Source organism: Paenibacillus sanguinis 2301083 = DSM 16941, assembly GCF_000374825.1.
Classification (GTDB): Bacteria; Bacillota; Bacilli; order Paenibacillales; family Paenibacillaceae; genus Fontibacillus; species Fontibacillus sanguinis.
Window position 1 is genome coordinate 225,060 of sequence record NZ_KB895376.1, and the last position, 13,063, is coordinate 238,122.

Genomic DNA, 13,063 nt, shown 5'->3' on the forward strand with positions numbered 1-13,063 from the left:
CCTCACTCCCATCCATCACCTGAGATTTTGTCGCTACATCATTCGTACAATCTTCGTCCCGATGGCTTCGCCGGCCAACACCTTGCCCAAAACTCCCGGTTCGCTGCCATCTACAATCACGACCTCATTCACCTTGCCGCTGATGCAGGCCACCGCTGCTCGCACCTTCGGAATCATGCCCCCGTAAATTTCACCGGTCAAAATCATGTCCTCAATCTGCTGAACCGTCACGGACGGAAGTACCACCTTATCCCCACCCGCGGTCTTTAAAATACCTGGCACATCCGTTACAACAATCATCTGTGCAACGCCGAGTGCAGAAGCCACCGCTCCCGCCGCAGTATCCGCATTAATGTTGTAACGTTGGCCCGTAGCTCCGATACCTACCGGAGCGATGATTGGCATGTAGCCGAGCTCGAGTATGCCCCCGATCAGGTCAGCATTCACAGCGGTCACCTCACCAACAAGCCCCACTTCTTTATGATTAGCCACCGGTTTAGCTTGCAGCAGGCCGCCATCGGTCCCGGACAAGCCCAAGGCGTTGCCCCCAGCCTGCGCAATGCCTCTTACGATAGCTTTATTGATACTGCCGGCCAGCACCATCTCAACAACATCCAGCACTTCCTCAGTCGTATAGCGCAATCCACCAACAAATTTGCTTTCGATTCCGAGCTTGCCCAGATTATCCGAAATCGCCGGTCCGCCGCCGTGTACAATAATCGGCTGAATGCCCGCTTGCTGTAGCTTGACGAGATCGCCAAAAAAAGATTCCGGCAGCTCCGCCAGCGTACTGCCTCCACACTTCATCACAAACCGCTGCCCTCCGGAAGGCGGCTTGGCTGGAATTTGTTCATTACTCCGTGCAGTAGTCATCGGTCACCCACAGCTCCTTTGCCCAAATGGTATTTGCAAACATGTTCCATCGCCACAGTTTCACGCGAATCCATTACGTCCGGTACGCCGCATTAATGCGGACATAATCATATGTAAGGTCGCAGCCCCAGGCCGTAGCCGTACCGTTGCCATGATGCAGGTCCACAGAAATGACTACCGTATCTCCTTGTAAATAAGCCAGCGCCTTCTCTTCGTCAAAAGGAATTGGGCGTGAGCCGGTTAGCACGACAATATCGCCCAGCCTGATATCCACCGTCTCCGGATTGACCGGCTCACCTGCCCGGCCAACTGCCGCTATGATCCGGCCCCAGTTCGCATCAGCTCCGAATACGGCGGATTTGACCAGGCTAGAGCCAACAACTGTCTTGGCAATAGCTCGGGCCGACAGAGCGCTTACGGCCCCGGTGACCGTGACCTCCACCAATCGTGTAGCCCCTTCGCCATCGCGGGCAATCATCTGAGCCAGCGTCTGGCACACATGACGAAACGCAGCGGAGAAAGCATCCCAATCGGCATGGGCCGGAGATAGCTCCTCATTGCCGGCAAGACCACTCGCCATGGTCAACAGCATGTCGTTAGTGCTTGTATCTCCATCTACCGTAATCATATTGAAGGTTACATCTGTCGTTTGTCCAAGTAGTCCTTGCAGCGACTGCGAATCGACAGCCGCATCGGTGGTCACGAATGCCAGCATCGTCGCCATATTCGGATGTATCATGCCCGAGCCCTTGGCTGCCCCGGCAATCGTCACCTCGCGCCCGTTCACATCAAGCTTCACACAAATCTCCTTCTTCACCAGGTCTGTGGTGAGAATGGCCTGACAGAACTGCTCCGCTCCCTCTGCCTTGGCATCCAGCGCAGCCGGCAAGCCGGCAATGCCGGTATAAACCCGATCCATGGGCAGAAGCTCCCCGATCACTCCGGTAGAAGCAACCGCCACCTCCTGCTCGCTCAGTCCAAACGCCTGCGCAGCCGCTGCACGCATGGCATAGGCATCTTTTTCCCCTTGCGCCCCGGTGCAGGCATTGGCATTTCCGCTATTCACGACAACGGCACGCAGCCGCTGTCCTCCGCTCACGATGCTATCCCGCGTCACCTTGAGTGGTGCCGCCTGAAATACATTGGTCGTATATACTGCTGCCGCTACCGCAGGCACCTCGCATACAATCGCGCCAAGATCATTACGTGAGGTTTTCTTCAAGCCGCAATGCAGCCCACCGGCACTAAACCCTTTCGGAGAGGTTACGCCCCCCGCCGACTCTACACTAAATAAACGAACCACTCCCATTGCTGTTCTCCCTTCACATATATAAGGTATCCTCTTTTAGTGCGTGTTCAAAAAGTCAGGTTTGCAGGACCGAAGCTTAAGCTTCCGATGTGCGTTTTTTCAAAACGCTTAAGCCCCGATGAAGCTAGAGACTTTTTGAACTACCTATTTAAGGATATACAGGCGTTAATTGCAGGCCCGTCGCTTCATCCCAGCCCATCATCAGGTTCAGGTTCTGAATGGCCTGGCCCGCTGCACCCTTGACGATATTATCAATCACCGAAATGATAGTAAGACGCCCTGTACGCGAATCGGCGGCAAAGCCGATATCACAATAGTTGGAGCCAAATACCTCCTTGGTAGCCGGCCATTTGCCGTTCTCCCGAATCCGTACAAAGGGATGCCCGGCATAATACTGACGGTACAGTCCGATCAGATCGTCCTCCGTGTAGGCCCCCTGCAGCTCCGCATACATCGTACTCATGATGCCCCGCGTCATTGGTGTTAAATGCGTCGTAAAGGTCACCGTCACCGGCTCGCCGGCAACCTGTGTCAGCACCTGCTCAATTTCCGGAATATGCTGATGTTTGTTGACTTTGTACACTTTCATATTTTCATTGATTTCCGCATAATGCGTCGTCAAGTTAGCTCCTCGTCCCGCACCGGACACACCGGATTTGGCATCGATAATAATGCCTTGACCCTTGATCCATCCCGCACTTAGCGCCGGAATCAGGCCCAGCAGCGTAGCTGTCGGATAGCAGCCCGGATTAGAAATCAGGTGCTTGCCGCGAACATATTCGCCGTAAATTTCGACCAAGCCGTAAACCGCCTCTTCCAGCAGTTCAGGTGCTGGAGCTTCATGCTTGTACCAAGCCTCGTAAACCGCTCCATCCTTAATACGGAAATCGCCCGAAAGATCAATGACCTTGAGTCCCACTTCCAGCAGCTCAGGCACCAGCTTCCCGCTGACCCCGGATGGAGTTGCCGTAAATACAACGTCGGCCTTCTCGGCAATCTCTTGCGGGTTCACGCCGTCCAAAGGCTGGACTACAAGCTCCGCAAGATGAGGGAAGCTATCCGTCAAGCGTTCGCCCGCACTGGAAGCGGAAATCACAGAGGTAATCTCAACGTGCGGATGCCCCCCTAAAAAACGAATCAGTTCCACGCCTCCATAGCCCGTAGAACCGACGATTGCTACTCTTATCTTATTTTTGTTCAATCTGGTCAACCTCGCTTTCCGGCAACTTGTTTCCTCTCGCTTCTATGAAGCTATGAACAACTAAATTGTATAACCCGTCATAAATATGTATTATTATACGACTACACTTATATAAATACAACCGTTTGAGTAAAAATTTACACCGCTGTGTCAGGCTTTCCCTGTAGGCACTTCATTTACGAGGATCTGATTATCTAAAAAAACTCCTCTATCTCGCGAGAAGACAAGGTCTCACTGAAATAGAGGAGTTTTTTTATCCGCGTTTGAAGCCCTCTCCTAGTACCTCATGGGCATTGGTGATGATAACGAAGGCGGTCGGGTCCAGACTCTGCACCAGGGTCTTCAGGCGCGTTACCTCGCTCTGGCCAACCACGACCATCAGTACAGTGCGATCATCGCCGGTATAACCACCCTGGCCATTGAGCTTGGTCAAGCCCCGGTCCAGTTGTGACAGCACGGCTTGCGAAATATCTTCGGTGCGCTCGGCGATGATGTAGGCCACCTTGGTATAATTAAAGCCTAGCTCGATGAAGTCGATGATTTTGCCGGTAATGTATAGACCGATCAGCGCATACAGCGCCTTCTCCGGTGATAGCAGGAAGCCTGCCAGCGTAATGACAATTCCATCCATGAGCACAACGCACATAGACAAGCTCAAGCCGCTGTATTTCTGGATAATTTGCGCCAACGTAGATAAGCCCCCGGTCGATCCCCGTCCCCGAAAGACAATGCCCAATCCAAAGCCAACCCCGATCCCGCCATACAGTGAAGCCAGCAACGGGTCTGTCGTCGGTAACGGAATATCCCTCGTCAGAAATACAAACAACGGCAAAATTACCGTACCCAGCAGGGAGCGAATCGAATAATCACGCCCGAGCAGCAAAAAGCCTGCCACAAATAACGGAATATTTAAGGCCCATTGAGTATAGGCCGGTTCAATTCCAAAGACAACCTGTACGATAATGGAAAGCCCGGAGACGCCCCCAGAGGCAATGTCATTGGGCACCAGGAACAGGTTGAAGGCCAGCGCCGTAATCAGGGAGCCTGCGATAATCATGATTGTATCTAATGTATGTCGAACCGGGCCTGTCACCGGTATATATTGTTGAAGTCTACGTCTGCGAACCTTAGGTGGCACAAGGGCTCCTCCTTTATTAACATCATGACAAAACCCACCCGAGACATGGCATCAGCTCAGGTGGGTTTTACTCCTAATCGACGGGATGCCCGCCTGTTTAGCTTTCTGTCCGAATCTGGCTGCGCAGATAACCGTCGATGAAGGCATCCAGATCGCCATCCATCACTGCGCCTACATTGCCGGTCTCCACGGAAGTCCGATGATCCTTCACCATGCTGTAAGGATGGAACACATAGGAGCGAATTTGGCTGCCCCAGGCGATATCAGATTGCTCGCCACGGATTTCGTCCAGTTCTTTCTGTTGCTCTTCGATCTTGCGCTCATACAATTTGGAACGCAGCATGGTCATCGCCCGTTCCCGATTCTTGATCTGGGAGCGCTCGTTCTGACACGTCACCACGATACCGGTAGGAATATGAGTAATCCGTACCGCCGAGTCGGTCGTATTGATATGCTGCCCCCCTGCGCCGCTGGCGCGGTACGTATCAATCTTCAAATCCTCCGTGCGAATATCCACTTCGACATCGTCGCTGATCTCCGGCACGACATCGCAGGAGACAAATGAAGTATGGCGGCGTCCAGAGGCATCAAAAGGGGAAATTCGCACCAGCCGATGGACCCCTTTCTCCGTCTTCAGATAACCGTAAGCATTGTAGCCCTTGATCAACAGTGTGACGCTCTTGATGCCCGCCTCATCACCTGGCAGATAGTCCAGTGTTTCGACCTTGAAGCCACGCTTCTCCGCCCAACGGGTATACATGCGCAGCAGCATTTGTCCCCAGTCCTGGGACTCCGTGCCTCCTGCTCCGGGATGCAACTCCAGAATGGCATTCATTTTATCGTAAGGCTGATTCAGCAGCAGCTGCAGTTCAAAGTCCTCCAGCTTCTTCACCAGCCCGGCAACTGATCCGCCGATCTCCTCGGCCAATGCTTGGTCGCCTTCCTCTTCGGCCAGTTCAATCATCATTTCCAGTTCATCGTATTCATTCTGCAACGCTGTATACTGGTCCACCGACGACTTGACCCCGTTCATTTCCGCAATCAGAGCCTGAGCCTTGTCGTTATCGTCCCAAAAATCAGGCGCCGCCATCTTCTCCTCATAGTTAGCAATCATCTCTTGCTTAAGATCTAAGTCAAAGAGACCCCCTAAGGTTGGATAATTTTTTCGCTATTTCACGCATATCGTGCTTGATGTTCGCATCGATCATATATATCACCCTTCTTTGGTAAGGTTTGTTCAAAAGATCAGCTGTTGATCATACATTTTATATTACTCTCACTTGTTCTTCACGGGCAAAAACGGGGGATTCAAGGAAATCCTTGAATCCCCCGCCTCCCCTAGCCTATTGCTCAACGTGTCTTAAGCGTTTTGACCGTGGCAATGCTTGTATTTCTTCCCGCTGCCGCAAGGACACAAATCATTGCGTCCAACTTGGTCGCCGCGCTTGACCGGGCGTTTCTCGGTTGGCTCGCCACTCGTAGAGATTTTGTCTTCGTCCACCACAGCTTGACGCTCCTGGTTTGTTTCAACCTGTGCTTTCATAATATATGTGGCGACTTCCTCTTGGATGCTGGCAACCATACTGTTAAACATTTCATAACCTTCAAATTGGTATTCACGCAGTGGATCAGTCCCGCCGTAGGCCCGCAGATGAATCCCTTGACGCAGTTGGTCCATAGCATCGATATGGTCCATCCACTTGCTGTCCACAGCTCGCAGAGCGATAACCTTCTCGAACTCGCGTACCATTTCCGGACCAATTGCTTCTTCGCGCTCATCATATTTGGTTATGACACGATTGAAGATGAATTCCACCATTTCATCAGGCTCTTTGCCCCAAAGATCGTCCTTCGTTATCGCGCCTTCATCCAGCAGCTTGCTGTTCATATATTCTGCAACATCTTGTAATTCCCAGTTCTCCGGCAGCTCATCCGACGTATGGGCTTCAACAACCCGCTCAATTACCGGCTTGATCATATCAATAATGATTTGCTTAATATTATCGGATTCCAGCAGTTCGCGGCGTTGCTTGTAGATAATCTCCCGCTGCTGGTTCATTACATCGTCATATTGCAGGACAACTTTACGGAGATCGAAGTTATTGCCCTCAACCCGCTTCTGGGCAGATTCGATCGCACGGGTAATCATCTTGCTCTCAATCGGTTGATCTTCGTCAAAGCCAAGGCGTTCCATCATGCCCATCACATTGTCTGCGCCAAATCGCTTCATTAATTCATCGCCCAGCGACAGATAGAACTGCGTGGAGCCCGGGTCTCCCTGACGACCGGCACGACCGCGCAACTGGTTATCAATCCGGCGCGATTCATGGCGTTCTGTACCAATGATATGCAAGCCACCCAAGGCGGATACACCTTCGCCCAGCAAAATGTCTGTACCACGACCTGCCATATTGGTGGCGATGGTCACGGACCCTGGTTCACCCGCACGAGAAATAATTTCGGCTTCCTCTGCATGATGTTTTGCATTGAGCACTTTATGCGGTACGCCCTTGCGCTTCAGCATTTCCGATACCAGTTCAGAGTTCTCAATGGAAATCGTACCCACCAGGACCGGTTGATTGTTCTTATGCCGTTTGACGATCTCTTCAACAACCGCTCTGAATTTGCCCTCAACACTCTTATAGACGACATCTGGCATGTCCACCCGCTGATTAGGACGGTTAGTTGGCACCTGCAATACTTCCAAACCATAAATCTTCTTGAACTCTTCTTCCTCTGTCTTCGCCGTACCGGTCATCCCGGCCAGCTTGCGATACATCCGGAAGTAGTTCTGGAACGTAATCGTCGCCAGCGTCATGCTCTCATTCTGAACCTTAATGCCTTCCTTAGCCTCAATTGCCTGATGGAGGCCATCGCTATAACGGCGGCCCGCCATAAGCCGACCGGTAAATTCATCAACGATCATAACCTCATCGTCAGTCACAACGTAGTCGACATCCCGACGCATGATAACATTCGCCTTGAGTGCTTGTACTATGTGATGGTTCACTGTTACATGCTTGTGATCATATAAATTATCGATGCCGAAAGTATGTTCCGCCTTAGCGACCCCTTTTTCGGTCAGCGATACGGATTTGACTTTGATATCTACGGTGAAATCCTCTTCCGCTTTCAAATGCTTGACGAAAACATCAGCAGCGTAGTACAACTGGGTTGACTTCTCTGCTTGCCCGGAAATAATCAATGGCGTCCGTGCTTCGTCAATGAGAATGGAGTCCACTTCGTCAATGATACAGAAATAAAGTGGACGCTGTACCATTTGTTCTTTGTAAAGCACCATATTATCACGCAGGTAATCAAAACCGAATTCGTTATTTGTACCATACGTAATATCGCAAGCATAAGCTTCTTGCTTGGCTCCATGGTCCATACCGTTCAGGTTAACTCCAACCGTCATACCGAGAAAGTTATAAATTCGGCCCATTTGCTCGCTGTCGCGCTGTGCCAAATAATCATTGACGGTTACGACGTGAACGCCTTGGCCCAAGAGCGCATTCAAATAAACCGGGAGGGTTCCGACCAATGTTTTCCCTTCACCGGTTTTCATCTCGGCAATACGCCCTTCATGCAGAGCGATACCCCCGACTAATTGCACATCGAAATGACGCATACCCAGCGTTCTCTTGGAGGCTTCTCTTACCGTAGCAAACGCCTCAGGCAGCAGTTCTTCCAGGGTGTCCCCTTTTTCGACTCTCTCCCGAAATTCCGCAGTTTTGGCTTTCAATTGCTCGTCCGAGAGTGCCTCAAATTGCGGCTCTAGTGAGTTAATATGATCCACCGTCTTCATCAGACGTTTGACATCACGGTCGTTCGTGTCGCCAAAGATTTTCTTTACTAATCCCAGCATGGTTTACCCCTTTCACGCATAAACAGATGATTTGCCTAAATTGTAACAGTTTGAAGGGCATGCCGCAACACGCTCTATCACGTCTCTATTGCGTTAAAGCACCTTGTATACGAATAACGAGCCCTATCCGCGGGCGGATAAGGCTCGTTTCACTTACGTTGTAGCCCACAGGAATTACCACCTGAACGATACAAACGTCGAATTTGAAACGAAGATGCTGTTTAGTCTTGCTCGATCAAACCATATTTACCATCATTTCGTTTATATACTACATTAACTTCCTTGGTATCAATGTTAGAAAATACATAAAAGTTATGTCCAACCATATTCATTTGCAGAATAGCTTCCTCTACATCCATCGGCTTCATAATAAAGCGCTTGGTGCGAACAACTTCCAGTTCGTCTTCGCTCTCTTCCACGGCGACAGAACCGTTAGCCTGACCTTCTGCGAACAGAATGTCCTTCACGCCTCGTTGGCGAAGCTTGCGATTAATCTTCGTCTTGTGCTTGCGTATCTGACGTTCCAGCTTGTCCACAACCGCATCAATGGAAGCATACATATCATTGCTGCGATCCTCTGCACGAAGCAATACACCAGTCAAAGGAATGGTTACCTCTACCGCATGCAAGCCTCGCACCACACTTAAGGTTACGGTACCGTCAGAGTTAGGGGGTGCATCAAAGTACTTGTCAAGCCGGCTGAGCTTCTTGTCTACGTAGTCACGCAAGGCCTCAGTCACTTCAATCTGCTGTCCACGAATACTAAAATTCATAGGGCACTCCTCCTTTGCTTTGCACCTTCATTATAACATGGTGTAAAGCCAAAGTAAAAAGTGTTAGGGGTTCGTAAACAAAGGCCGCCTCCTGTTATTTTTCCAACAACTTTCGCTGTCTCCGCTGGCTCCAGAAGCCCCATAACCCCGCTACTGCCGTTCCAAAAGCCGCTCCTATCCCATCCAGAATAACATCTTGCAGCATGGCCGTTCGCCCTGGTGTAAAGCCCTGATGCAGTTCATCGCTGCATGCATATAAGAGCGCTATGCCCCAGGCATACACATAACGTCTGCGTCCCCTTACACGTTCTACACCGCCTAACGCGTACACTAGCAGCATCGCCAAGAGAGCATAGCTGCCAAAATGCGCCGCCTTGCGAATAAGAAACTCAATAAAGCCGGCACTCCCCACACTCTCTACACTAATCTCCCGTCCCCCATAGCTAAAGCGCATCCCGCCAAAGAAATCAGAGATCGATTGCTGTGAGGTCGTTTTTTCAATATCAGGCACCAGGGTCTGTTCCTGATAAGACTGTGAAGAGGACAGGAACAGGACAAGCATTAGCAACAGCGCTGGGAGAAAGCGGAGTAATTTTTTTATTCTATGCAAAACGTTCCCCTCATTTCAGTGAACATCCGCTAACAACATAAGAATTAAACAACATAAGAAAACCCCGGGTTGCCCCAGGGTGTGTGCTAGCGAATCTTCAATTGTTAACCATCGTACCGTTCATATGTAGGTCGGCTATGCCGGGATGATTACAGTTTGATTACGTTAGCTGCTTGCGGTCCGCGAGCGCCTTCCACGATTTCAAACTCAACGGATTGACCTTCCTCCAAAGTCTTGAAGCCTTCGGACTGGATTGCGGAAAAGTGAACGAATACGTCGCCGCCTTCTTCAGTTTCAATGAAGCCATAACCCTTCTCTGCGTTAAACCATTTTACTTTACCTTGCATGCACTAACATTCCCTTCATTATCAAATAAGAGTGTCGCCTGTAACCAAGCCCCACATTTTGACTATACCACCCAGGCTTGGCCAATGTCAATTACCAAAGAAAAGGTTTACCTGTAAATAAATTGTAGATTTTTGTCTATAACCATGTCAAAGACCTGTACATCGAGTGGATACTTATTAAATACCCATATCGTGTATATATTGAAACACCATGCTCTTATCAATGCTTATATACTAGCCTATTCTTATGGGATCACTTACGACGATCCATCAGCATACTTTCAGGAGAATAAGCTGTCTCATACACATTACGTTGTAGCTTCGCTTGCTCTCGTTGCCGTAACCAGTCCGCAGCTTCTTGCTTCTGTGATACCATACATTCTCGCAGTTTATCCTCACTCATCTGAATGCGAGTTAGTCTAAGCTTCTGTTCTGACAACAATGGGCTTAAGCTTGCATATTGCACTATAGCTTCCACAATTCTCTGTCTTCGATCTATGAAATCTGTCCATTCTTCCGCAGTAGATGCTTGATCAGAACGATCGAGCATCTCTTCATCCAGCAGTTCGAGCTGCTCCAGCAGTTCATCCATTGGCATTCGCTTGCCCACCAGCTACTTCTTTAGAGGCCTGAACCCAGCTTTCTTTCAGCTCAAGCAAATAACCAAGCGCTTCCTCAGCCCGGGTTGCTTCTTTTCTAATATTTGCTTCAATAAGCAAGTAGTTAATATATTCATACATTTTATCCAGCTGTGCTGCTATCTCATAGCTGTGATTCAAGGATGCTCTTAATTCGCTGACAATGGCCTGAGCCTTGCCGATTAATTCATTTTTTTTCTGGTAATCCTCAGCATGAATAGCCTCCATAGCGCCCCGTGTAAAGCGAATTGCACCATCATACAGCATAATAAGCAATTGTGCCGGTGTTGATGTTTGTACCGAAGATTGCTTGTATTTCTCATAAGGAGATGTAATCATTGTGGTTCACTCCTAGTTTCACTATTCTCATTGTGCCAGCAAATTGGTAATGCTAGCAGATTGAGAATTAAGTTTATTAATGGCTTGCTCCATAGCATTGAACTTGGTGTAATAATTATTTTCCATGGCCGTCAGCTTCTTGGCCAAGTTCGCAATTCGATCCTCCATATCTGTAAGCTCTTTACCCATTGTACTTTGTTCGTTTAACGTTTGGGTAAGATCTCCATTATATTTAGAGGTTCCTGCTTTATCCGAAATACGTTCCAAGGTAACTAAAGTTGTGTCGTATAGTTTATCGAAAATCCCTTTAGAGCTGCCGTCGGTAGAGCCCATAAACATCTCCATAACCTTATCCGGATTCTCCGTGATTGCCTGTTGTAGCTTGGCCTCATCCAGATACAGCTTTCCATTCTCGGTATACGTGCCTGTCGTGATGCCGATGTCGGGAAGTGAGATATTCTTATCGCCAAGCTTGACAGAAGACTCAATGAGAATATTGCGCATATTGGAAAGACCTTCGCTGATAATGGTATCCCCACGCAGAAGACCACTCTTCGCCTTTTCTGTCCAAAGCTTGATATCATCCTCTTCCAATTCTTTCTTCTGTTCAGCAGTTAGTGGTGCGAAGTTCTTGTATCTCTTCTCACTGATCTTGGAATTGAGTTCTTTGATCAGCGCATTATAATCCTCTATAAAAGACTTGATTGTTTCAACGGCCTTATTGCCATCTGCCTTGGTAGTGACGGTAGAACTTTCTGCGCTAGTCTTTAATAGCGTGATACTCACACCATTCATCGTGATTGTATTGCTATTTGGTGTAAAAGTTTCACCATTGATGACTACTTCAGCCGCATTGCCATCTGTAAATGTCATATTGGGCATCAAGTTACTTGTGATCTCCTCACCGCTGCCAAATGAACGCGATTTAATAACAAGCTTATGTGAGGCCTCATCGAAGGAGGCTACTGCATTTGCTGAAGTGTCACCATTAATTTTATCAATGACGTTCTTTAGGGAATCTGAACCGGAGAATGCTATCTTTTTGCCATTCACCTGAACATAGTAGCCGCCCTCAGGTTCCGGCTGCAAGGTGCTCAGCTTAGTAGATAGGCTCGCTCCCTCCAGCTTCTCGGAGCTAAGCGTTCTTTGTGTAGCTAGCCTATTTACCTGTACCTCCATCGTGGTCATATTGGTAGTATTGGTTGCTCTAACGCTAATGGCTTCTTTATTTCCCGTCACCTCAGAGGTATACATGGCCATAGCTGAAGATTTTCTGTACTCATTTCCAATCTTATTTTGCCGAAAATCAACCAAGCTGCTGTTCACTTGTTTATAGTTGTCCCGACGCCATTCGAGTATTTGCTTATTTTGATTCAAGGTATTTAGTGGCGTGCGTCTGGCTGACATAAGCTGCTTGACCATGGAATCAATATCCATGCCTGATGCTAAACCTGATACTCTCATAAGTAAACCTCCTTAGCTATAATCGTTCGTCAATGATGAGACCTGCAAATTCCATCATTTTCGCTACAATTTCCAATGTTTTCTCCGGCGGAATCTCTCGAATAATATCCCCCGTGCTTTTGTTCAGGACCTTAATCATAATCGCATTGGTCTTCTCGTGGACACTGATCTCTACAGTTGTCTCCGGGCCTTGCAGGGCCTGAATGGCCTTGTCAATAGAACGAATCAATTCTTCTTCACCTAAAGAAACAACACGCCCCTGCCGCTCCGCATTTTGTAGTTCACGTTCGTTCTTGAGTAAGACCGTACTCTGAATGTCGACCTTGGAGGGTTGAGGATAATTGCCAGGGCTTGTACTTTGAGCTCCCGAAAATGAAATTTGCAGATTCATCATTACACCTTCTCTCAAATGATCCTTCTATGTGTTATATCGGAATAACAGGAGATTAGATTTAGGAAAAAATAAAAAAAGAGACTCCGAATAACTCGGAATCTCTTGAGGT

General features: G+C 48.8%; 13 protein-coding genes. All 13 read right to left on the reverse strand.

Annotation, left to right across the window (positions count from 1 at the left end; genetic code table 11):
* Nucleotides 1–33: 33 nt before the first annotated feature.
* The 13 genes from argB to C557_RS0101175 all read right to left on the reverse strand — a co-directional run bounded on the left by argB (nt 34) and on the right by C557_RS0101175 (nt 12,951).
* Nucleotides 34–873 (reverse strand): acetylglutamate kinase, encoded by an 840-nt coding sequence (gene argB / locus C557_RS0101115; protein WP_018749968.1) that lies wholly within the window; start codon nt 871–873, stop codon nt 34–36.
* A gap of 73 nt (nt 874–946) precedes the next feature.
* On the reverse strand, nt 947–2,182 hold the full coding sequence (gene argJ, locus C557_RS0101120; protein ID WP_018749969.1) for a bifunctional glutamate N-acetyltransferase/amino-acid acetyltransferase ArgJ: 1,236 nt from the start codon (nt 2,180–2,182) through the stop codon (nt 947–949).
* Between the two features lie 148 nt (nt 2,183–2,330).
* Nucleotides 2,331–3,383 (reverse strand): N-acetyl-gamma-glutamyl-phosphate reductase, encoded by a 1,053-nt coding sequence (gene argC, locus C557_RS0101125; RefSeq protein WP_026263226.1) that lies wholly within the window; start codon nt 3,381–3,383, stop codon nt 2,331–2,333.
* A gap of 253 nt (nt 3,384–3,636) precedes the next feature.
* Nucleotides 3,637–4,521, reverse strand: a complete 885-nt coding sequence (locus C557_RS0101130; protein ID WP_018749971.1) for a YitT family protein — start codon at nt 4,519–4,521, stop codon at nt 3,637–3,639.
* Nucleotides 4,522–4,618: 97 nt separating this feature from the next.
* Nucleotides 4,619–5,729 (reverse strand): peptide chain release factor 2 gene (gene prfB / locus C557_RS0101135; RefSeq protein WP_154656102.1). Its coding sequence is split into 2 segments (ribosomal slippage): nt 4,619–5,656 and nt 5,658–5,729, totalling 1,110 coding nucleotides; the frame shifts between segments, so codons are not numbered across the junction.
* 152 nt (nt 5,730–5,881) lie between these two features.
* Nucleotides 5,882–8,389: a preprotein translocase subunit SecA gene (gene secA / locus C557_RS0101140; RefSeq protein WP_018749973.1), complete on the reverse strand. Its 2,508-nt coding sequence runs from the start codon at nt 8,387–8,389 to the stop codon at nt 5,882–5,884.
* A gap of 221 nt (nt 8,390–8,610) precedes the next feature.
* Nucleotides 8,611–9,162 (reverse strand): ribosome hibernation-promoting factor, HPF/YfiA family, encoded by a 552-nt coding sequence (gene hpf, locus C557_RS0101145; protein WP_018749974.1) that lies wholly within the window; start codon nt 9,160–9,162, stop codon nt 8,611–8,613.
* Nucleotides 9,163–9,256: 94 nt separating this feature from the next.
* On the reverse strand, nt 9,257–9,772 hold the full coding sequence (locus tag C557_RS0101150) for a VanZ family protein (protein ID WP_018749975.1): 516 nt from the start codon (nt 9,770–9,772) through the stop codon (nt 9,257–9,259).
* Nucleotides 9,773–9,921: 149 nt separating this feature from the next.
* Nucleotides 9,922–10,119, reverse strand: coding sequence for a cold-shock protein (locus C557_RS0101155; RefSeq protein WP_007132290.1), 198 nt, complete (start codon nt 10,117–10,119; stop codon nt 9,922–9,924).
* A 253-nt stretch (nt 10,120–10,372) separates the two neighbouring features.
* On the reverse strand, nt 10,373–10,717 hold the full coding sequence (locus C557_RS0101160; protein ID WP_018749976.1) for a hypothetical protein: 345 nt from the start codon (nt 10,715–10,717) through the stop codon (nt 10,373–10,375).
* The gene (gene fliS, locus C557_RS0101165; RefSeq protein WP_018749977.1) at nt 10,704–11,096 is read right to left on the reverse strand and encodes a flagellar export chaperone FliS; all 393 of its coding nucleotides are present in this window, start codon (nt 11,094–11,096) and stop codon (nt 10,704–10,706) included. The genes C557_RS0101160 and fliS overlap by 14 nt, the downstream gene beginning before the upstream one ends.
* 27 nt (nt 11,097–11,123) lie before the next feature.
* The gene (gene fliD / locus C557_RS0101170) at nt 11,124–12,560 is read right to left on the reverse strand and encodes a flagellar filament capping protein FliD (RefSeq protein WP_018749978.1); all 1,437 of its coding nucleotides are present in this window, start codon (nt 12,558–12,560) and stop codon (nt 11,124–11,126) included.
* Nucleotides 12,561–12,576: 16 nt separating this feature from the next.
* A complete protein-coding gene (locus tag C557_RS0101175) occupies nt 12,577–12,951 on the reverse strand; it encodes a flagellar protein FlaG (RefSeq protein ID WP_018749979.1) in 375 nt (124 codons plus the stop codon).
* Between the last annotated feature and the right edge of the window lie 112 nt (nt 12,952–13,063).